A 21,245-nucleotide genomic window follows, 5' to 3' on the forward strand; every position below is an offset into this window, starting at 1 on the left:
AGAAAGACAGACTCAGGGGTCTGTAGCTCAGTCGGTTAGAGCACCGTCTTGATAAGGCGGGGGTCGATGGTTCGAATCCATCCAGACCCACCACTTTGTCTGCATAAGGCGAAATGATCCCTCGAGTATGTGTGACTGGGGGATTAGCTCAGCTGGGAGAGCACCTGCTTTGCAAGCAGGGGGTCGTCGGTTCGATCCCGTCATCCTCCACCAATCCTCAATGCCTAGTGTCCGGTGAAACACAAACCGGGGATTACGCATTGGCGATTGAGCCAGTCAGAGCGGTATGTGAAAACGTATCGGCTGTCGTTCTTTAACAATCAGGAAGAAGTAGTAAAGAGATTCATCCAAAAATGTCTAGAGATGGGCATGAGTAGGTGAATCAGGGTTGTGATTGTATCAATGTATTTTTAAGTGATCGAAAGATTGCCTTGAAATACGGCGCAACACGAATACTCAACCTGTAGCGGATGTGAATCGGAAGAGACACACCCGTTATAGGGTCAAGCGAACAAGTGCATGTGGTGGATGCCTTGGCGATCACAGGCGATGAAGGACGCGGTAGCCTGCGAAAAGCTACGGGGAGCTGGCAAACAAGCTTTGATCCGTAGATGTCCGAATGGGGAAACCCACTCCGAATGGAGTATCCATGACTGAATACATAGGTCATGTGAAGCGAACGCGGTGAACTGAAACATCTAAGTAACCGCAGGAAAAGAAATCAACCGAGATTCCCAAAGTAGTGGCGAGCGAAATGGGACCAGCCTGCATTCTTTATCTGTACCGTCAGCCGAACGCTCTGGAAAGTGCGGCCATAGTGGGTGATAGCCCCGTAGGCGAAGGCGGAATGGAAGAACTAGGTATGCGACAAGTAGGGCGGGACACGTGAAATCCTGTCTGAAGATGGGGGGACCATCCTCCAAGGCTAAATACTCGTGATCGACCGATAGTGAACCAGTACCGTGAGGGAAAGGCGAAAAGAACCCCGGGAGGGGAGTGAAACAGATCCTGAAACCGCATGCATACAAACAGTCGGAGCCTCGCAAGGGGTGACGGCGTACCTTTTGTATAATGGGTCAGCGACTTACATTCAGTGGCAAGCTTAACCGAATAGGGCAGGCGTAGCGAAAGCGAGTCCGAACAGGGCGTCCAGTCGCTGGGTGTAGACCCGAAACCAGGTGATCTATCCATGGCGGGTTGAAGGCACGGTAACACGTGCTGGAGGACCGAACCCACTAACGTTGAAAAGTTAGGGGATGAGCTGTGGATAGGGGTGAAAGGCTAAACAAACCTGGAAATAGCTGGTTCTCTCCGAAAACTATTTAGGTAGTGCCTCGTGTATCACCTTCGGGGGTAGAGCACTGTCATGGTTGATGGGTCCATTGCGGATTACGTCGCCATAGCAAACTCCGAATACCGAAGAGTGCAATCACGGGAGACAGACATCGGGTGCTAACGTCCGGTGTCAAGAGGGAAACAACCCAGACCGCCAGCTAAGGTCCCCAAATATGGCTAAGTGGGAAACGAAGTGGGAAGGCTAAAACAGTCAGGAGGTTGGCTTAGAAGCAGCCACCCTTTAAAGAAAGCGTAATAGCTCACTGATCGAGTCGTCCTGCGCGGAAGATGTAACGGGGCTAAGCCATATACCGAAGCTGCGGATGCACATTTATGTGCATGGTAGGAGAGCGTTCCGTAAGCCTGCGAAGGTGCGTTGAAAAGCGTGCTGGAGGTATCGGAAGTGCGAATGCTGACATGAGTAGCGATAAAGGGGGTGAAAGGCCCCCTCGCCGTAAGCCCAAGGTTTCCTACGCAACGTTCATCGGCGTAGGGTGAGTCGGCCCCTAAGGCGAGGCAGAAATGCGTAGCTGATGGGAAGCAGGTCAATATTCCTGCACCATTGTGAAATGCGATGGGGGGACGGATCGCGGAAGGTTGTCCGGGTGTTGGAAGTCCCGGTCCTTGCATTGGAGAAGGCGCTTTGGCAAATCCGGGCGCGGAATTCAAGGGTGCGAGGCCATTCACTTAGGTGAAGAAGCAACTGGAAGTGGTTCCAAGAAAAGCCTCTAAGCTTCAGTTTCACAGTGACCGTACCGCAAACCGACACAGGTGGGCGAGATGAGTATTCTAAGGCGCTTGAGAGAACTCGGGAGAAGGAACTCGGCAAATTGGTACCGTAACTTCGGGATAAGGTACGCCACGGTAGCTTGACTGGCTTGCGCCAGAAGGGTGAAGGGGTTGCAATAAACTGGTGGCTGCGACTGTTTAATAAAAACACAGCACTCTGCAAACACGAAAGTGGACGTATAGGGTGTGACGCCTGCCCGGTGCCGGAAGATTAAATGATGGGGTGCAAGCTCTTGATTGAAGTCCCGGTAAACGGCGGCCGTAACTATAACGGTCCTAAGGTAGCGAAATTCCTTGTCGGGTAAGTTCCGACCTGCACGAATGGCGTAACGATGGCCACACTGTCTCCTCCCGAGACTCAGCGAAGTTGAAGTGTTTGTGATGATGCAATCTCCCCGCGGCTAGACGGAAAGACCCCATGAACCTTTACTGTAGCTTTGCATTGGACTTTGAACCGGTTTGTGTAGGATAGGTGGGAGGCTGTGAAGCGGGAACGCTAGTTTCCGTGGAGCCGTCCTTGAAATACCACCCTGATCTGTTTGAGGTTCTAACCTTGGTCCGTGATCCGGATCGGGGACAGTGCATGGTAGGCAGTTTGACTGGGGCGGTCTCCTCCCAAAGGGTAACGGAGGAGTACGAAGGTACGCTAGGTACGGTCGGAAATCGTGCTGATAGTGCAATGGCATAAGCGTGCTTGACTGTGAGACCCACAAGTCGAACAGGTGCGAAAGCAGGTCATAGTGATCCGGTGGTTCTGTATGGAAGGGCCATCGCTCAACGGATAAAAGGTACTCTGGGGATAACAGGCTGATACCGCCCAAGAGTTCATATCGACGGCGGTGTTTGGCACCTCGATGTCGGCTCATCTCATCCTGGGGCTGTAGCCGGTCCCAAGGGTATGGCTGTTCGCCATTTAAAGAGGTACGTGAGCTGGGTTTAAAACGTCGTGAGACAGTTTGGTCCCTATCTGCCGTGGGCGCTGGAAGTTTGAGGGGGCCTGCTCCTAGTACGAGAGGACCGGAGTGGACGAACCTCTGGTGTACCGGTTGTGACGCCAGTCGCATCGCCGGGTAGCTATGTTCGGAAGAGATAACCGCTGAAAGCATCTAAGCGGGAAACTCGCCTCAAGATGAGACTTCCCCGGGGACTAGATCCCCTTGAAGGGTCGTTCGAGACCAGGACGTTGATAGGTCAGGTGTGGAAGCGCAGTAATGCGTTAAGCTAACTGATACTAATTGCCCGTAAGGCTTGATCCTATAACAGGTGTGTCTCGCTCCCGCAGTGGAGAGCAGGACGCACAGGTTGAGAGATCGGTGTTGTGCCAGAAACAACACAACCCCAATTCAGCAACACCTCTTTACGCTTCTTCCCGATTGGCTGTGGCGCCAGGTTCACCAGAACCCGCGCGACGCAGCAACCCGTCATGCCTGATGACCATAGCGAGCTGGTCCCACCCCTTCCCATCCCGAACAGGACCGTGAAACAGCTCCACGCCGATGATAGTGCGGATTGCCCGTGTGAAAGTAGGTAATCGTCAGGCTCCTTATGCAGTAACGTCCAGAACCCCGGTGTCTCCGAAAGAGAACCGGGGTTCTGGCGTTGGGGCGCGCCTTAAACCCAGGTAGTACTCCTCCCGCAGTATTTCATAGCCGCGACAGCGGAAACCACGACTCCGTTTTAAAGTCTCATTTCCGAAATGCGTTAATGCGATTCAAAATCTCGCAAATATCAATCTAATAAGCATTAAATCGCTGTCTTCCTAAAGTTTCTCTAAAACCCGCCGATACACGCGTTTGTAGTTTTCAACTACGCATTAAAAAATACGCTGCATCGACAAGAATCCGGGGGCTTCCGCGCACGCGCTTGCGTGCGGGAGGCGAGAAACATGCAATACCGATGGAATAAACACGCGCGCAGCGACACACTGCGCCCTTTGTCCTCGCCGCACCTTCGTGCGCCGCGCCCACACGCTCTGCCTACGCGCAGCCACCGCACCGCGTTTCGTCGCTCCCACTTCTCCTGTCGCTTCAATCCGCGAGCGCCGCAACGCGCACGCTCGTTGTCGTTTCTGTTCCACCACCAAGGAGAATCCATGAAGTTGTCCAGAACCCGCGGTGCCGTGCTGGCCGCCGCCGCTATCGCGGTGCTGAGCGGCTGCGCAACGGAGTCATCGCGTTCGCTGCCGGTCGCGCCGGTCGCGAGCGCGCAGCGCCCGGCAGTCGGCAAGCCGGTGCAGATCGCAATTGGCAAGTTCGACAATCGCTCGAGCTATATGCGCGGCATCTTCTCCGACGGTATCGACCGTCTCGGCGGCCAGGCGAAAACCATCCTGATCACGTCGCTGCAGCAAAGCGGGCGTTTCAGCGTGCTCGATCGAGACAACCTCGATGAGATCCGCCAGGAAGCCGGCTTCACGAAGAAAGCCCAGGTGATCAAGGGCGCCAACTACGTCATTACCGGCGACGTTACCGAGTTCGGCCGCAAGGAAGTCGGCGACCACCAGTTGTTCGGCATTCTCGGAAGCGGCAAGAACCAGATTGCGTACGCGAAGGTGAACATCAACGTCGTCGATACCACGACTTCGGAAGTAGTCGCCTCGGCGCAAGGCGCGGGCGAATACAGCCTGTCGAATCGCGAAATCATCGGCTTTGGCGGCACCGCGAGCTACGACTCGACGCTCAACGGCAAGGTGCTCGAGCTTGCGATCCAGGAGGCAGTCAACCATCTGGCCGACCAGGTCGACGCGGGCGCGCTGCGCACCGCACATTGAGCGCGCGCATAGTCTGCGCTTCACGCTCGATCACAACAACTACGCATACGGGGTTTTCAATGAAATACATCGGCACGCTTCGAGGACTCTGCCTGCCCGTCACGGCAGCGACGCTGCTGCTCGCGGGCTGCGCGAACACCACGCCGCCGCTCTACCAGTGGACCAGCTATCAGCCGGCGGTGTACGACTACCTGAAGGGCCAGAAAGCGCCGCAGGAACAGATCGATGCGCTCGAGAAGGCGCTGCAGGAGATTCGCGCGAAGGGCAACATGCCGCCGCCGGGTTTCCATGCGCAGCTCGGCATGCTGTACGCCAACGTCGGCAACGAAACGCAAGCCATGCAGGAATTCGACGCCGAGAAGCATCTCTTCCCGGAGTCGACGACCTATATGGATTTCCTCATGAAGAAGCCGAAACAACAATAAGCGAGCGTACCGATATGTCCAGATTCTCTTCCCTCAAGTTCTGGCTGGCCCTCTGCGCGCTTGCGTTGTTGTCCGCCTGCGCGCAGCCTGTCAGGCACGTGGACTACAGCGCGTTCAAGAACGCGCGTCCGCGCTCGATCCTCGTGCTGCCGCCCGACAATGCGACGACCGACGTGAATGCGTCGAACAGCATGCTCTCCCAGATGACGATGCCGCTTGCCGAAGCCGGCTACTACGTGATTCCGGTCGCGGTCATGGAGGAGACGTTCAAGCAGAACGGCCTCACGACGGCAGGCGATATCCAGCAGACCTCGCCCGAGAAGCTGCGCGAGATTTTCGGTGCCGACGCGGCGGTGTACTCGAAGATCACGCAATTCGGCACGCAGTATCGCGTGCTCGACAGCGCAACGGTCGTCACGGCGTCGGCGAAGCTCGTCGATCTGAAGAGCGGCAACGTGCTCTGGCAAGGCTCCGCGACTGCGAACAGCAACGAGGGCAACAACAGTAGCGGTGGCGGTCTGATCGGCATGCTCGTGATGGCGGCGATCAAGCAGGTCGCGAACTCGCTGACCGACAAGAGCCACGATATCGCCGGTGTGACGAGCTATCGCCTGCTGCACGCGGGGGCGCCGACCGGTCTGCTCTACGGTCCGCACTCGCCGAAGTACGGCACGGACTGACCGGCGCACGCGCCGGACCAAACAAAAGGCCCGTCACCGAAGTGACGGGCCTTTTCATTCCGGCTCCGAATCGCGTCGCGCTAGAGCGCGACTAACGCGATCAGCGCTCCAGGAACGGACGCAGCTTGTCTGCACGGCTCGGGTGCATCAGCTTGCGCATTGCCTTGCTTTCGATCTGGCGAATACGCTCGCGCGTCACGTCGAACTGCTTGCCCACTTCTTCGAGCGTGTGGTCCGAAGTCGTGTCGATGCCGTAGCGCATGCGCAGCACCTTGGCTTCGCGCGGCGAGAGCGCCTTGAGCGCTTCGTCGATGGCAGCACGCATGTTCGCGTGGATCGCGGCGTCGGCCGGCGAGGCCGAACCTGCGTCCTCGATCATGTCGCCGAGCGTCGCGTCGCCGTCGTCGCCCACCGGGCTTTCGAGCGAGACCGGCTGCTTGGCGATCTTGAGGATGCCGCGCACCTTCTCTTCGGTCATGCCCATGCGTGCGGCGAGGTCCGCCGGATGCGCTTCCATGCCCGTTTGCTGCAGGATCTCGCGCGAGATGCGGTTCAGCTTGTTGATCGTTTCGATCATGTGCACCGGCACGCGGATCGTGCGTGCCTGGTCGGCGAGCGCACGCGTCACGGCCTGACGCACCCACCACGTCGCGTACGTCGAGAACTTCCAGCCGCGGCGATATTCGAACTTGTCCACCGCCTTCATCAGGCCGATGTTGCCTTCCTGGATCAGGTCGAGGAATTGCATGCCGCGGTTCACGTACTTCTTCGCGATCGAGATCACGAGACGCAGGTTGGCCTTGACCATCTCGCCCTTCGCCTGACGCATCTTCGATTCGGCGACGGTCATGCGGCGATTGATCGCCTTGATCTGCTGCAGCGACAGCGATGCGGCCGCTTCAATCTCGGCGAGCTTGCGCTGTTCCGCCTGGATCGCCGGCAGGCTGCGCTCGATCGCGGGACCGTACTTGCTCGACGCGGCTGCGGCGCGCACGCCCCATTCCAGGTCGGTTTCGTGGCCCGGGAACTGCTCGACGAAGGCTTCGCGCGGCATGCCGCAGCGATCGACGACGATGGACAGCACATTGCGCTCGATCGCGCGGATTTGCGCGACCTGTTCATGCAGCAACGAGCACAGGCGGTCGATCGTGCGAGCCGTGAAGCGGATCGGCGCAAGCTCCGTCTGGATGTCGGCGCAGATCTTCATTTCCGAGGCCGTCGCGCGCGCATTGGCGTCCGACGTGCAGGCCATCTGTTCGAACAGCGTGCGAACACGCGCGAAGATCGCGAGGCTGTCTGCCTTGAGCTGCGCCAGCAGGGCTTCGTTCGCCTTGCTGTTGTCGGCGTCGGCATCGTCTTCGTCGTCGCTCGAATCGTCCGATTCTTCTACGTCGGCGGCTTGTGCGTCGACTTCTTCGCCGGCGTCGGCTTCGGCCGCGGCGGGCTCCTGCGCGGCTTCGTCGCTGCCGATACCGTCGACGAGTTCGTCGATGCGCATTTCTTCAGCCGCGACGCGGTCGGCGTCGGCAAGGATGGTCGCGACGATCGACGGGCATGCCGCGATTGCCTGGATCATTTCCTGGAGGCCGTCTTCGATACGCTTGGCCACTTCGATTTCGCCGGCGCGCGTGAGCAGCTCGCTCGAACCCATTTCGCGCATGTACATGCGCACGGGGTCGGTGGTGCGGCCGAATTCGGAGTCGACCGTTGAGAGCGCGACTTCGACTTCTTCGTCGGCTTCATCGTCGGCCTGCTGGTCGGCGCGGGAATCTTCGTTCAGGAGCAGCGTGTCGGCGTCGGGCGCCTGTTCGTACACCTGCACGCCCATGTCGTTGAACGTGGCGACGATCGTTTCCAGCGCGGCCGTCTGCGCGAAGTTGTCGGGCAGATGGTCGTTGATGTCCGCGTGGGTCAGATAACCGCGTTCACGGCCGAGCTTAATGAGCGCCCGCATTTGATGCTGGCGTTTTTCGAGTTGCGAGCCTGCGTCCATGGGCGTCGTATCGCCGGATTTGTCTTTCGACGAGCGGCGTGCAGGGCGGGCAGACGAGATCAGCGCGTCGTCCCGGTCATGGCTTGTCAATACATTCTCCTCGAAGGGATAGCCCGACAAGGGCAAAAAGGGTCACGCGCCAGCGGCGTGGCGTCCTGGCGATGACGAAATTGCAGGGGAGTGGGCGGGGGCGCATGCCGGTCCCGCCAAGCGAGCGCCAACGCCAGAAGACGTGGCAGCCTGGATTTTCGTGCAATGCAGAAAGACCGCGTATGGTAGTGCGTTACGGCATGCGAGGCAACCCGAATCGTCGTGTTTGCGGCACATTGTCCGCCTTCAGGGTCGTACCGCTTGAGAACGCTCCACCTTACATGTTTCCTACATGAGTGCGTTAGACCATTTTTCAAGCGAATAGTTCACGTATTTGTCACTCGCCGGGCGCATGGCGCACTGTTTATTCCCCGTTAATCCCCGTTGCCGGATCATCGTGTGCGGCAACGCTCACGCACGAATCGCGACAATACGTTGAACGCGTTTGCCGGAAGAGCGGTTGACCGCCTCCTCGCTGAGCGGGATGGTCGTGCCGTCGAGCGCGCCGGTCACGAGTGCGGGGTCGAAGGCACTATATAGACGTCCCGCTGGGTCGCGTGCGCTGTCGCCTTCGGTGACGCGCCAACTCAGGTACAGCACGCCGCCGGGCCTCAACAGTTCGACGAGGCGGCGGCAGGCCGGCCCGATCTGCGCCACCGGCAAATGCATGATCACCGTCTCGCAGAGAACGTTGTCAAAGCTCGCGGTGGATACGTCCTCCAACTCTGGCAATGTGGCAAAGCCGAACGCATATTGCGGGTATTCAGCGGCAGCCTTTGCGATCAAACCCTCCGATGCGTCGTAGCCGACCGCCGGAAAACCGTGCGTGTTCAGCCACGCCACGTCGCGGCCCGATCCGCACCCGATGTCGACTGTCCGTCCGTGAGGCCGGAAATACTGCGTGAGACGCGCATAGAGGTCGTCGGGCGCAGGCTGGTTCGCCCACTCGGCTGCGTAGCTTGCGGCGCCACTCGTGTACGTCTCGATCGTCCTGGAGTCCATATGGGGCTCGGAGTGCCTGGTGGCAAGGGGAGGTTGCGCTTCGAGACTAGCCGATCACCGCACCGGCAGGCAGTAGTGCGGCCATACCGGTATGGTTGCTGCCACGCATGTCTGCAGCAATGCACGCAGCGTCAGGGCGGGAATTCGTCGTACTGGGGGAGCGAGTCGGTGATTTCGAACCATGACGCTTTCGAGCGAGCAAAGATATGGCCGGCGGGCCGAATGTCCGGCGTATCGGTCAGCGTGCCGAGCGTCACGTGCACATACGCCCCTTCGCGTACAACTGAATAGAGCAGCGAGCCGCAGCGGCCGCAATGCACATCATGGGCGGCCTGCGGATCGCCGTAGACCAGCGTCTGCCCTTCGCCCCCAGTGAGCCGCAGCGCCTCGCTTTCGATACCCGCAAACGGCTTGAACGCGGCGCCAGTCGCACGGCGGCACTCTGAACAGTGGCAATTGAATGCGTAGCGGAACGCATTCGCTACCGAGTAGCGCACGGCGCCGCAAAGGCACTGGCCGCGCAAAGTGGCGGGAGCATTCGTGTGGGCGGGGGCAGTGTCGGCGGACATGATGGAAACGGTGCTCGGGTGGCAAATGTCACGTATTGCGAACGGGCGGCTGCCGTGTGCGCACTCACATCATACGTTTGAGCGATACGCGGCGCAGGAAACTGCCAAGGTCACCACATATGGGGATTTGCCGGCCCGCCAAGACTTGCAAGTGGTTCATGGCGCCTCTGAAGGCCCGAAATGCAGGGTGAATTTCCCATAGGCGGTTACCTTTGCGCCCTCGCGTAAAACGTTTCCTCCCGCGTGCGCAACTGAATCTACGCGTGCCGTTCCCTCAACTCCTTCAATCCCTTGATGACGACGAGCAGCGCGCGACCGTGCTCCTCCGAGCCGTCCCACGCTTCGACGATCGCATTGCGCAGCAACTCGTTGTAGGCAGCCGCGTGCCGACTGGGCGGCGGCGCCTTCACGCCGTAGAAACTGCATAGCTTATTGAATGATGCGCTCCGGCGTACTCTTCGCCCGTTCGACGTGCGAAGACGTGAGACGGTAGGCTGACTGACCCCGGAAAGCCGCGCAATTTCGCTGGCCGAGCGTGAATCGTCCGATAGCCGCCGCAGCAGTTCCTGCACCGGAAAATAAGTATCTGGGGCTTCCATGTCATGCATTATACCTATACAGTAATGGTTATTGAATTGCTCGCCGAAATCGGTGAGCGACTGCATTCCGAGGAAGCCGATGGCACTGAAACACCTACCGCCCACGTTCTGCTGGTCCCGTATCGGGCCAGAGGCCGGCGTGGATCTCCCCACGCTGATCCTGCGCAAGGAGTGGGAGCGTCGGCAGGGCGGTGGGCGCTTCCTGTGGGGCATCGGCCAGTCGCTTGGCAGTAGCGCTCAGGTCGCCGCGCTGCGCACCGGCTCGCTCCTGGCCCTGTTCTCTGCGGCGGCGAGCCGTCCGCGCGCAGCGCAAGACAAGCGCGGCAAGCGTGCCGGGGTGGTCGTCTGGAATGCGTGGGTCGATGCCAGCGGCCAGGTGCGCCAGCTTCCGCAGCACGTGTTCGTCACGAGCAGTGCCACGCTGCCCTCGGGCGCCGCACGCGAGCATCACTACGCGCTCGTGTGCGTCTCGCCAACCGAACTCAGCGTCGGCAGTTCATTGCGCGTGTTTCCAGAGCGGCTGCGCAGCGTGAGCACGGCGAAACCGCCGGGCCGCTCGCAGGGCACGGTAGTGGTGGATTGCGTCGAGCGCGCGGCCGAGCCTGCCGGCAAGAGCCACTCGCTCGTGTTCACGGCGGAGCTGGAGGCGCCGTACTTTGTGCGGCTAACGCAGCCCACGCTCGTCAAGGCGCGCGATCTCGCGGCAATTCACGAGGCGGCGCGCATGGGCGACTTCGACACCTACGCGAATCTCACCAAACGCGTGCGCAGCGAGGCCTGCGCCCAGCAGCCCCGTGGCGTGACGCGTGATCTCTTCGACGTGCCGCCGGCCGACCACACGGCGTCTTCACGGCTTGGCGGCGCAAGAACGCGTCACGTCTCCCGGGCGGGAGACTGGACGCAGCTCACGATGGAACTCCTCCATGGCGATTCACTTCCGTTCACAAGAGGCCGAGGCTGCGCAACGCTTTTTTGAGGCGAGCCGCAACGTCGACCGGGCATTTCGCGCCCTGCGTGCCGAGGTCCGCGACGACTGCGCCGCGCCGCTTGCCTATGGCGCCGCGCAATCGCGGCTCGACCGCGCGCTAGACGAACTGGCGCGTGCCGAGGCGTTGTTCGATTCGGTGACTGAAATACACGCGCGCCAAATCCAGAATCATAAGGATCACTGAGTAACGCGTGCGATGGCCCGCGAAGCGACGCGCACCGGCCGCTCGCTGGCCTGCATGCCGCTTGAGCGCAGCGTCCTCGCTGAACGCGCGGAGTCGGGCGGCCGTTGAGCGCGCTGCAGGGCAAGCCACTGCGGCGTGGCGCCACAACCGGCGCAATTCAGGCTGCCAGTTTCGAGACGCGGCAATAATCGAACGTTACGCGTCTATACGCATCGCCATCTTCGGACATTCGCTGTCCGAAGCCATGGCAGCGTTCACCCTCATGTCGACCTCCCAAGCTTCCCACGCCGCCGCGTCGCACGCGCAAGCAACGCAAGCAGCGCATGCAACCCTCGCCGCCGCCGAATCCGCGTGGCAGCGCGGCGAAACGGAAACGGCGCGCGCCATGTGCGAGCGCCTGATCGCCGCAAATCCGCACGACGCCGACGCACTGAACCTGACCGGCTTGATCGAAAACGGGCGCGATCCGCTCGCCGCTCGTGCGCTCATCGCCCGCGCGCTGGCCGAGCGGGAGGACCCGGTCTTTCTCGTGAACCTCGCCTTGACCTGCCAGCGCGCTGACGACCGGCAAATGGCGATCCGGGCGCTGCATCGCGCGATCGAGCTGCGGCCGGACTTCGCAGTGGCGCTGAACAATCTCGGTCAGCTATACGGCGAAGCGCAAGATTGCGCCGAGGCCTTGCGCTATTTCGAGCGTGCCCTCGCGCTCGCGCCCGTCCATGCGGCCATCCACTTCAACTACGGGACCATGCTGTACAAGTCCGGCGCGTTCGCGCGCGCGGAAGCGGTGCTGCGTCGCACGCTTGAACTCTCGCCCAGCCATGCGAATGCCTGGAACAATCTCGCACAGGTGTTGCTCGCCACGAACCGCAACACGGAAGCTTTGGCCATGCTCGAACACGCCCGCACGCTCGCGCCGGACTCAGTCGACGTGCTCACGAATCTGGGCTCCGTGCTGCTGGGCGCGGGCCGTATCGACGAAGCTCAGGCCGCACTCGTACGCGCGCTCGAACGCGAACCGGGCAGGGTGTCCGCGTGGAACAATCTCGGCAACCTGATGATGCAGACGGGCCGCATCGACGAGGCGCGCGCGGCGTTCACGCGTGCCATCGAACTCAAGCCGGATTTCGCAGCCGCGCACCTCAATCTCGGCAACGCGTGCAGCAAGTCCGGCAGCATCGACGAAGCGATTGCCTGCTATCGCCGCGCCATGGCCTGCGATCCCGCGCATACCGGCGCGAACAGCAACTTGCTGTGGTCGCTGATGTTCGCCATCGACGACGGCCACGCGCTGCGCGCCGAAGCCGAACAGTTCTCGGCCCGGCACGAAGCGGCGCTGCTGGCCGCAAGCGCGGGCGCGCACCATGCGAACCCGCCCGAGCTCGCGAGGCGGCTGCGCATCGGCTACGTCTCGCCGGACTTTCGCAACCACTGCCAGTCGCTTTTCACGACGCCCCTGTTGCGCCATCACGACCACGAGGCGTTCGAAATTGTCGGCTACTCGCTGAGCGCGCAGACCGACGAGGTGACGACCCGGCTACGCGGTTTCGCCGATGTCTGGCGCGACGCGCACGAATTCGACGACGCGCGCCTCGCCCAGCAGATTCGCGACGATGGCATCGACGTGCTCGTGGATCTCACGATGCACATGGACGGCGCCCGGCGCCTGTTGTTCGCGCGCAGGCCAGCGCCGGTGCAGGTGGCGTGGCTCGCCTACCCCGGAACGACCGGCAGCCCCGCGATCGGATGGCGTCTCACCGACCCCTGGCTCGACCCGGAGGGCGAGCCGCGCATCGACGCCCAATACACCGAGCGCTCGCTGCGCCTGCCGGACGCGTTCTGGTGTTATGACTCGCTCGCAACCGATGTCGAAGTGAACACATTGCCGGCGCTCACGGCTGGACACATGACGTTCGGATGCCTGAACAATCCGTGCAAGCTCACCGACGCCACACTGGCGCTGTGGTCCGACGTGTTTGCCGCACTACCAGACGCGCGGCTTCTTCTAATGGCGCCGCCCGGCAGCGCGCGCGAGCGCTTGAATGTGCGTTTCGCGGCGCACGGCATCGATCCGGCGCGCGTGAGCTTCGTGGGCTTCCAGGCGCGCGCCGATTATCTGCGCACCTACCAGCAGATCGACATCGCGCTAGACACGTTTCCGGCCAACGGCCACACCACGAGTCTCGACGCCTTCTGGATGGGCGTGCCGGTGCCGACGCGCTACGGCCGCTCGGCGGTGAGCCGCGCGGGGCTCTGCCTGCTGGCCAATCTGGGTTTGCCGGAACTGGCGGCGGCAAGCGACGCGGGGTACGTGGCCGCCGTGACGGCGCTCGCGCGCGACGTGCCGCGCCTCGCCGCGCTGCGCGCGGGCCTGCGCGCCCGCATGGAAGCCTCGCCGCTCATGAATGGCGCACGCTTCGCGCGCAGCATGGAAGGCGCCTACCGGCAAATGTGGCAAGCATGGTGCGCTCAGAAGCAAGCAACCAGCGAAAGCGCGCGCTGACTCAGCCTTTCCCCTCCTGCACCGGCAACTCCAGCACGGCGGCCACGAGCGGCCAGCGCTTCGCGGCCGCCTGCCAGGCGTCGTCGGCTTGAACGTCGAGATAGCGGTCGCGGTCCACGCCTTCGACGAGGCGCGCGAGCGCGTCGATATCGCTCGGTAGCGCAGGACCGCTGCGCGAACGCCGGCCGGACCCCCACAAGCGCATCGCCATTACTTGCCCTCCACCCACACGCCGTCCGGCGTATGGATCACGTAGCCCGTAGGCGTTGTCATTGTCACCGTGCCTTCGTTTTCGCCCACCATGCGCGTTTGCGGCAGGTTGTTGGCGTACTGCGCGAGCGGCTGCGCGCCGGTGGCGAACGGGCTTTGGGCGACAAGGTTCGCGAGCAGCTGCGCGAGCGCGAGATAGCTCGTGGGTGTGTCGATCGTCGTCACGCCGCCAGTTTTCTCGCTGCCGGCCGGCAGACCGACCACCTTCACGCCGACCGGCACGTGCACGATGTTCGGCGTGGGAATTTCGCGCATGCCGGCAATCTGGTTTTCTTCACCGCGCAGCGCGGCGCCGTGCTCGGGCACGAACACGATCACGGCGCGGCGGCCCGATTGCGCGACGAGATCGATCAATTTGTCGACGTCGCCGAGCAGATTCTGCAGGCGGATCGGGTAGGACTGCAGGCTCGTGAGATTGGTGTTCGGAGGCGGCAGGCGGTTGCCGTCGTGCATCGAAACCGTGTTGTAGTAGAGCGCGACCGGACCGCCGCCCGCCGCAATGCGCTGCTTGTACCAGCGCGAGAGCACGTCGTAGTCGCCCACCAGCGTCGAGCCGTCGAACTCCTTCATCGCTTCCGGCAGGCCTTCGTTGGAGGGAATCGTCACGCCCGGTACGCCCATTTCAGTGATCACCGTGCCGCGGAAATTGTCGAAGCGGCCGTTGTGGTTGAGCAGCGCCTGAGGCTTGTAACCCGCCTGAGCAAGCTGGGCGAACAGGTGGCACTCGGGCGGCGCCGGGTCGTAGAGCGCCTTGTGCGGCTCCTGGCCGCAGGTGGCGCGCAGCACGCGAATGGCGGCGGGGCCGCTGTAGCTGGCGGCGGAACTGAAGTTCTGGAAGATGTAGTCGAAGCGCGAGAACAGCGGGTTGTTGCGCATCTTCACGACATCCATGTCGTCCCACGAGAGCGAGCAGATGTGCACCACGATGATGTCGAACTGCGCGTTGGCGTCAGTGGTGAGCGGCGTGAAGTTCACGCGCCGGCCCTCCTCGTTGGAGCGGAACGCCGCCAGCTGCTGGTCGTAGCTGCCCGACTGCTCGTCGCGCTTCTTGCCCGTGCCGCCTTCGTCGTCGCCGTTGCTGGCGAGCGAGGCGTTGGCGGTGGCGTTCGCGACGAATGTGCCCACGCCCTGCCAGACCGGCATGACGACGAGCGCGATCAGTACGAGCGTTGTCACGCGCACCCAGCGGTTGATCAGGAAGTAGAGCAGCACGGCAAGCACCGCGGTCACGAGCATCGAAAGCGAAATCACGCGCCGCGTGAGTTCGAACATGTACGAAGGCGTGAAGGTGAGGAGCACAGGGATCTGCGAGATCGCCCGGCCGATGTCGGGCATGCTCGACTCGTGGTACGCAATGGAGAGGCCCGCGATCACCGCGAGCACATCGCGCGCGATCTGCAACCACCGCTTGTGCAACGGCACGAGCAGCAGGACGACGAAGGCGAAGTTCATCCACCACTCAGGCTTGAGCGTGCCGGCCGAGTAGAGGTACAGCTTGGCGAGGAAGTAGAGATTCCAGAGACCCATAGTGTTTCGCGTTCCAGGGTGTAGCGGCTTGATGTGGCGGTTGCGTTGATCAGGGCTGGCGGGCCTGGCCGGCCCGGCGTCGCGTGAAGAGGTTTTCCAGCGCGTCGAAGAACGCGTCGATGAGGCGCATGTAGCCTTGCCAGCTCAGCTCGATCAACTGGACGAGGCCGTGCAGCGGCGCATCGGAGGGCGGCACGTCTTCCCATTCGAGCCACGCGTCGGCGCGGCCGAACGTGCATTCCACAAGCTTGCGCTCCGTCTCCACCGTCATGTCGGTAAAGCGCACGCCGAGGCGCCGGTCGGCGAGACGCGCGACCACGGCGGGGAAATCGTGCTCCAGCACGCCGCGCGCGAGCGTCACGTTGATGCGCTCGCCGGGCTCGAGCTTCGCCACGGCGTCGGCGGGCAGCATGAGGCCGAGGCCGCCCATCGAATAGTTCTCGGTCTTGCAGGCGAGCGTGCGGCCGTCGGGCAGCGTGAGCATGGCGGGCACGCGCAGCGGAATGCGGTGCGCCACGCGCACCTGCTTCGCCTCTTTGGCCACGCCGAGCGCAAGCCCGAGAATGGTGAGATTCACGCCGGCCCAGAACAGATTCATGAACACGGTGGCGGGCTCTTCGGTTCGCCAGATCGTGAGGCGGCCGATGCCGGCGAGTATGGAGCACACGTTGATCGCAAGCAGTACGAGATAGGGCTTGGAGATCGTCCAGTCGAGATACTCGTGCTCGATATGGCCGCCCTTCGAGGTCACGTTGAACTTGCCGAGCTTCGGGTTGATGAAGGCCATGGTGGTGGGCAGCACGATATACCACGCGAGCACCGACTCATAGGCCTCGGCCCAGAACGAGTGACGGTAGCGCCCCTGGATGCGCGAGTTGGCGATCGCCGCAATCACCAGATACGGCACCACGTAGGCGAGGATCACGGGCGCGGGCGTGTTGATCACGTGCAGTCCGAAATACAGGTACGCGCCCGGCATCACGAGGAAGATGAGGCGCGGGAAGCCGTAGAAGAAGTGCAGCATGGCGTTGCTGTAGCACATGCGCTGGAAGAACGACAGGCCCTTGCCGATCCACGGATTGTCGACGCGGAAGATCTGCGTCATGCCGCGCGCCCAGCGAATGCGCTGGCCGATGTGGTCGGCGAGGCTGTCGGTGGCGAGGCCCGCCGCCTGCACGGTGCGCAGGTAGGCCGAGGTATAGCCGTGGCGATGCAGCCGCAGTGAGGTGTGGGCGTCTTCGGTCACGGTCTCGGTCGCGATCCCGCCGATGTGTTCGAGCGCCGCGCGCTTGATGACCGCGCACGAGCCGCAGAAGAACGTGGCGTCCCAGAAGTCGTTGCCGTCCTGGATCAGGCCGTAGAAAAGACTGCCTTCGTTGGGCACGCGGTGGAACGTGTCGAAATTGCGCTCGAACGGATCGGGAGAGAAGAAGTGGTGCGGCGTTTGCACCAGCGCGCAATCCTTGTCGGCGAGAAAGACGCCCACGGTCGTTTGCAGGAAGGAGCGCGTGGGAATGTGGTCGCAATCGAAAATCGCGATGTACTCGCCCTGGGTGAGCGGCATCGCGTGATTGATGTTGCCGGCCTTCGCGTGCGTGTGCTCGGCGCGCACGATATAGCCCACGCCGGCTTCCTCCGCGAAACGGCGGAATTCATCGCGCGTGCCGTCGTCGAGAATGTAGACGCGCAGCTTGTCGCGCGGCCAGTCGATCGAACTGGCCGCGAACACCGTAGGCCGCACTACCGAAAGCGACTCGTTGTAGGTCGGCACATAAATGTCGACGGTCGGCCAGTCGGCGGGGTCGTCGGGCAGCGGCTGTGGCTTGCGGCGCAGCGGCCAGGCGGTCTGCACGTAGCCGAAGATCAGCACGATCCACGTGTAAAGCTCGGCTGCGTAGAGGACGTAGCCCACGATGGCCTCGGCGGGGCTCGAAAGATGCAGCGTTTGCGTGCTGCGCCACCAGACATAGCGGCCCGTCATGAGGATCGAGAGCATCACCATGAGCATGGTGGCGAGGCGCCCAGGCAGGCGGCGCGCGATCATCACCACCACGTACACGAGCAGGAACAGCAGCACCTGGCCCGCGAACGGCAGCGGCGTCGTGCACACGGCAATGGCGGCGATGAACGCGAGCCACAGGAGGCACTGGCGCAGGAAAGGCACGCTGTCGAGCGCGGCCGATAGCTTTTCGAGGCGCTGCTCGATGCCATCCCACGGCACGTCGGGCAGGCGTGCGCCGATTGCCGCGCTCGCGCGTGCGGCACGCCGATAGAAGGGTTCGAGCCACCTGCCGAGCCACGTGCGCATTGCGAAGCGATGGTGCCCTTGCGGCGCCTTGTGAAGCTTGCGCAGGTCGGCGGCCAGACGCTGTCGCGCGCGGCGCGGGCGCAGGAAGATGTGCAGCAGCCAGTTGCCCGCGGTGTCGTCGCGGCGAATATTCAGCCTCTGGCGGATGTCCTTGCCGAGGCGCGCGAAGGCGAGCGCGGGCACATCGCGCTGTCCTTCGCGCGGCGGCCGGAAGAAGGCGCGCAGCAGCCACTGGCCACCCGGCGCGTCGGCCGCGAGATTGAGTTCGGGCGCGCTCAGGCGGCGCAGCGACACCCAGAATGCAGCCCACAGCGCGACTATCCGCTCGCGGATCATGGCGTGCTCCCGCGCGCAACGTGTTGCGCGAGCAGTTCGTCGGGGGCGTCGAGGCTTGCGCCCGTGCTCCAGTGCGAGAGCCACGAGGCAATGCCGTTCAGGTCGTGCGCGGCCTGCGAGCTGGGCGTGCTCAGGCAGAAGTTTTCGCCGGCGGCGAGCGCGGCGGGCACACCGGTGTCCGCATGCACGAGATACGGCAGCATGGCGGCGCCAAGGCGCGCGCGCAACAGCGAAACGACGTCCATGTGCAGCTGGCGTGCGGGCACGACCGCATTGGCGACGAACACGCTGCGCTTGCCGGCGCGCACGAGCGCGGCGATCAGGCGTGGCAGCGTGGCGCACGCCGTGGCGCAGGGCGCGAGGACGCCGAGCACGAGGTCGGCGGCGTCGATCGCCTGGCGCGCATGCGCCGAGGGCCACGTGCCCGCGTCGACGAGCGCGATCGCATCCGCCGGCAGGTCCACGCGGGCGAGCAGGTCGCGCAGCCAGCCGGGGCGCGCGTCGAGTTGGGCGCTGGCGTCGTCGCCGAGGGGTTCGTGGCCGTTCGCGAGGCTGCCCCATGGCAGCACGAGCACGCCATCGTCGCTTTGCAGCGCGGCGCGCGACCAGGCGTCGTCGGCGCCGGGACCGCCCGCCAGATGCGTGACGAGGCCTTCGCGCGCGCTCTCGCGCAGCCCGAAATGGAGCGCCAGCACGTTGCGCGGGTCGCATTCGGCGGCGAGCGCGACATGCTCGCGCGCCGCCAGCAGCCCGGCGAGCGCCGCAGTGAGCGTGGTGCGGCCCGCACCGCCGACGCTCGAGACGATAGCGATGGTTTTCATCGGCGCGGCTCCGTCTGGCCGAAGCGGCGCTGGCCGCGAATCAGCAGGGCGTCGAGTTGCGGCGGCAACTGCAGCGGGCGCGAGCGCGCGGGTCGCAGCCACATCGGCACGAAGCGCCCAAGACGCAGACGCCATGCGATGAAATAGAGCGGCACGGCGAGGATCAAGCCCCAGAGGAAGTACCCGAGGAAGATGTTCATGTCGCTTTCCTATGCTTTGAGCGGCAGCGGCGCGCGCTGCGGCGCGGCTCGCGGTTTCGCAAGGTCGGTGCGCGCGGCGGCGTCGAGCGCGGGCAACAGGTCACCATGTATGGGAGCGATGTTGCCCGGCGTTGCCGGTGCTGCCGCTGTTGCGGCCGGTGCGTTCGCGGAAGGCGTTGGCGGCACGGTCTGGCCGTTGGCCTGCACCGAGACGGCCGCGGGCGCGGCGGGCTGCCCCTCGTTGATCTTGAGCCAGCCTGAATAGTCGGGCGGCGGCGCGGTGTCGATTTCGTCGGCGAACGTGTCCAGCGCCTCGATGATCGCGCGGCCGTCGCCGTAGCGCTCCTCGCCCTGGAACAGCTCGGCGAGCGGCCGCTGGAACACGCGCCGGCACACGGCGTCGGCGTCGCTCATGCGGCAGGCGAAGAAGAACACGTAGAGGCTGTCGCCGCTCGCCGTCACGATATCGCCTGCGCGGCGCAGACAGCACGCCTTAAGCGCATCCACGTGCGCGACTTCCGGCATCAGCGCGAGGCGGATCAGCACGCTCGGCAACTGGATCACGCGGCTGCGTTCCACCGCCGCGCGCACGAGTTCGACGAAGTGCGCCGCGCTCACATAGCCGCTCTCCTCGCCGTGCACCACGGCGGCGAGCGCCGCGCGGTAATCGGCGGGCATGGGCCGCGAATACACCTGGCCCTGCAGACTGTCGACGATGGCCTCGACCTGCGCGAGCGGCGTTTGCCGCGCGACCACGCGGTTCGCGCCGAGGTTGAGCATGAGCGACTCGTAGCGCATCGCCACGGCGTCCTCGCGCACGATGATCTTGAGCGCTTCGCCGCATTGCAGACGCAGCGTGTGCACCTGCTCCGCCAGCGTTTCGAGGTCGCGGTTCACGCTGAAGTCGAGCATGACCGTGGCCGCGACCGAGGTGCGCGCCGCCGCCACGGCGGCCTCGTTGTTGTCGACGATCTGCCAGGCCGGCGGCAGTACGCGTTCGTGCAGCATGGCGTCGCGCGAGACGATCACGCGGCCTTCGTCGGGCGCGAGCAGGCCGGCTTCGCCGATCTCGGTTTCGAACGTGCCGCCGGAAACGGTAAGCCGGTGCTCGGCGGCGGAAAAGCGCAGCGGCACGCTCTGGCTGCCGTGCACGGCGTCGCCCGCGCGCCAGAACGCCACTTCCCAGTGATACTGTCCCTGCACCTGGTGCAGTTGCGCGGCGCCCGCGAAACGCGCCTGGAAGGCGGCCAGCTCGGGATGCTCCTGATCGTCGCCAAGGCCGGGGGGCGCCACTACCATCAGCACGCCGTAACGATGCTGCGCGCACCAGCCTGCGAGCTGTGCTCCCTGACTCGCGAGCGCGGCGTGATCCCGCCAGTTGAAGAACGCCTCCGCGCCCTCGATAAGGAACTGGCTTTCGGGCGCGGCGCACTGCGCGGCGAGCGCGTTGAGCGCTTCGATCAGCACCTGCGCGCCGTCGCGCTCCGGCAGTGGGCGCAGCGCGCATACGTTTGCCCACGCGTGCGTCGAACCGTTCTTGTCGAGATCGACGCCATGATCGCGCAGCGTGGCCGCGAGGCTCGCGCCGTCGCGCGTGGAGAGCACGGTGGCGGGACCCGCGAGCGCGGCGGCGGCGGTCTGCCAGAAGAGCGCGTCGCGCGCGGGCGAGGCGCTTGCGTAGACCACGTGCACCTGGCCCGCGCCGAGCGAGGCGAGCGAGGGCGGCAGGCCGTCGATCGCGAGCGGCTCGCGGCGCGCGAGACGCGAGAACAGCGAGCGGCGCGTATCGCGGCGGACGCCGGCGGGCGCTGCGGGAAGGGTGGCGGGATCGTTCATCTCTTCGCTCGTCTTGCTCG

16 protein-coding genes, 2 tRNA genes and 2 rRNA genes are annotated in these 21,245 nt (G+C 63.5%); 10 read left to right on the forward strand and 10 right to left on the reverse strand.

What is annotated here, in order from left to right:
• The first annotated feature begins 16 nt into the window (after positions 1 to 16).
• The 7 genes from FAZ97_RS33550 (at position 17) to FAZ97_RS33580 (ending at position 5,999) form a co-directional block, all read left to right on the forward strand.
• Positions 17 to 93: transfer RNA gene (locus tag FAZ97_RS33550), tRNA-Ile, on the forward strand.
• A 44-nt stretch (positions 94 to 137) separates the two neighbouring features.
• Positions 138 to 213, forward strand: a tRNA-Ala gene (locus FAZ97_RS33555).
• Positions 214 to 501: 288 nt separating this feature from the next.
• Positions 502 to 3,380: ribosomal RNA gene (locus tag FAZ97_RS33560) — 23S ribosomal RNA — on the forward strand.
• 170 nt (positions 3,381 to 3,550) lie between these two features.
• Positions 3,551 to 3,664: ribosomal RNA gene (gene rrf / locus FAZ97_RS33565) — 5S ribosomal RNA — on the forward strand.
• A 552-nt stretch (positions 3,665 to 4,216) separates the two neighbouring features.
• Positions 4,217 to 4,894, forward strand: a complete 678-nt coding sequence (locus FAZ97_RS33570) for a CsgG/HfaB family protein (protein ID WP_158763044.1) — start codon at positions 4,217 to 4,219, stop codon at positions 4,892 to 4,894.
• 59 nt (positions 4,895 to 4,953) lie between these two features.
• On the forward strand, positions 4,954 to 5,319 hold the full coding sequence (locus FAZ97_RS33575) for a DUF4810 domain-containing protein (RefSeq protein ID WP_158763045.1): 366 nt from the start codon (positions 4,954 to 4,956) through the stop codon (positions 5,317 to 5,319).
• A gap of 14 nt (positions 5,320 to 5,333) precedes the next feature.
• Positions 5,334 to 5,999 carry a DUF799 domain-containing protein gene (locus FAZ97_RS33580; RefSeq protein ID WP_158763046.1) on the forward strand — a complete coding sequence of 222 codons (666 nt, stop codon included), beginning with the start codon at positions 5,334 to 5,336 and terminating at the stop codon, positions 5,997 to 5,999.
• Positions 6,000 to 6,099: 100 nt separating this feature from the next.
• Here the strand turns inward: FAZ97_RS33580 and rpoD are convergent, their stop codons facing one another.
• The 4 genes from rpoD to FAZ97_RS33600 all read right to left on the reverse strand — a co-directional run bounded on the left by rpoD (position 6,100) and on the right by FAZ97_RS33600 (position 10,252).
• Positions 6,100 to 8,082: an RNA polymerase sigma factor RpoD gene (gene rpoD / locus FAZ97_RS33585; RefSeq protein ID WP_158763047.1), complete on the reverse strand. Its 1,983-nt coding sequence runs from the start codon at positions 8,080 to 8,082 to the stop codon at positions 6,100 to 6,102.
• Between the two features lie 411 nt (positions 8,083 to 8,493).
• Positions 8,494 to 9,084 carry a class I SAM-dependent methyltransferase gene (locus tag FAZ97_RS33590; protein ID WP_158763048.1) on the reverse strand — a complete coding sequence of 197 codons (591 nt, stop codon included), beginning with the start codon at positions 9,082 to 9,084 and terminating at the stop codon, positions 8,494 to 8,496.
• Between the two features lie 131 nt (positions 9,085 to 9,215).
• Positions 9,216 to 9,653, reverse strand: a complete 438-nt coding sequence (locus tag FAZ97_RS33595; RefSeq protein WP_158763049.1) for a GFA family protein — start codon at positions 9,651 to 9,653, stop codon at positions 9,216 to 9,218.
• 257 nt (positions 9,654 to 9,910) lie between these two features.
• On the reverse strand, positions 9,911 to 10,252 hold the full coding sequence (locus FAZ97_RS33600) for a helix-turn-helix domain-containing protein (RefSeq protein WP_158763394.1): 342 nt from the start codon (positions 10,250 to 10,252) through the stop codon (positions 9,911 to 9,913).
• Positions 10,253 to 10,331: 79 nt separating this feature from the next.
• Between FAZ97_RS33600 and FAZ97_RS33605 the strand changes: the two genes are divergently transcribed.
• The 3 genes from FAZ97_RS33605 (at position 10,332) to FAZ97_RS33610 (ending at position 13,927) form a co-directional block, all read left to right on the forward strand.
• Positions 10,332 to 11,228 carry a hypothetical protein gene (locus tag FAZ97_RS33605; RefSeq protein ID WP_158763050.1) on the forward strand — a complete coding sequence of 299 codons (897 nt, stop codon included), beginning with the start codon at positions 10,332 to 10,334 and terminating at the stop codon, positions 11,226 to 11,228.
• Entirely contained in the window at positions 11,176 to 11,424 is a 249-nt protein-coding gene (locus FAZ97_RS35550; protein ID WP_233271951.1) for a hypothetical protein, read from the forward strand. The genes FAZ97_RS33605 and FAZ97_RS35550 overlap by 53 nt, the downstream gene beginning before the upstream one ends.
• A 262-nt stretch (positions 11,425 to 11,686) precedes the next feature.
• Positions 11,687 to 13,927 carry an O-linked N-acetylglucosamine transferase family protein gene (locus tag FAZ97_RS33610; RefSeq protein WP_158763051.1) on the forward strand — a complete coding sequence of 747 codons (2,241 nt, stop codon included), beginning with the start codon at positions 11,687 to 11,689 and terminating at the stop codon, positions 13,925 to 13,927.
• A gap of 1 nt (position 13,928) precedes the next feature.
• Here FAZ97_RS33610 and bcsR read toward each other — a convergent pair whose 3' ends face one another.
• From bcsR to bcsE, 6 genes are read right to left on the reverse strand one after another with little or no spacing between them, the layout of a single operon-like run.
• Positions 13,929 to 14,138, reverse strand: coding sequence for a BcsR/BcsP family cellulose biosynthesis protein (gene bcsR / locus FAZ97_RS33615; protein ID WP_233271952.1), 210 nt, complete (start codon positions 14,136 to 14,138; stop codon positions 13,929 to 13,931).
• On the reverse strand, positions 14,138 to 15,724 hold the full coding sequence (bcsG, locus tag FAZ97_RS33620) for a cellulose biosynthesis protein BcsG (protein WP_158763052.1): 1,587 nt from the start codon (positions 15,722 to 15,724) through the stop codon (positions 14,138 to 14,140). The genes bcsR and bcsG overlap by 1 nt, the downstream gene beginning before the upstream one ends.
• Before the next feature lie 49 nt (positions 15,725 to 15,773).
• Positions 15,774 to 18,368, reverse strand: coding sequence for a UDP-forming cellulose synthase catalytic subunit (gene bcsA / locus FAZ97_RS33625; protein WP_158763053.1), 2,595 nt, complete (start codon positions 18,366 to 18,368; stop codon positions 15,774 to 15,776).
• Positions 18,365 to 19,189 (reverse strand): cellulose biosynthesis protein BcsQ, encoded by an 825-nt coding sequence (gene bcsQ / locus FAZ97_RS33630; protein WP_158763054.1) that lies wholly within the window; start codon positions 19,187 to 19,189, stop codon positions 18,365 to 18,367. Before bcsQ ends, bcsA begins: the two co-directional genes overlap by 4 nt.
• Entirely contained in the window at positions 19,186 to 19,389 is a 204-nt protein-coding gene (locus FAZ97_RS33635; protein WP_158763055.1) for a hypothetical protein, read from the reverse strand. The genes bcsQ and FAZ97_RS33635 overlap by 4 nt, the downstream gene beginning before the upstream one ends.
• A 9-nt stretch (positions 19,390 to 19,398) precedes the next feature.
• On the reverse strand, positions 19,399 to 21,225 hold the full coding sequence (gene bcsE / locus FAZ97_RS33640) for a cellulose biosynthesis protein BcsE (RefSeq protein WP_158763056.1): 1,827 nt from the start codon (positions 21,223 to 21,225) through the stop codon (positions 19,399 to 19,401).
• Positions 21,226 to 21,245: the final 20 nt, after the last annotated feature.

The sequence above is a fragment of the Paraburkholderia acidiphila genome (assembly GCF_009789655.1).
GTDB classification, from domain to species: domain Bacteria; phylum Pseudomonadota; class Gammaproteobacteria; order Burkholderiales; family Burkholderiaceae; genus Paraburkholderia; species Paraburkholderia acidiphila.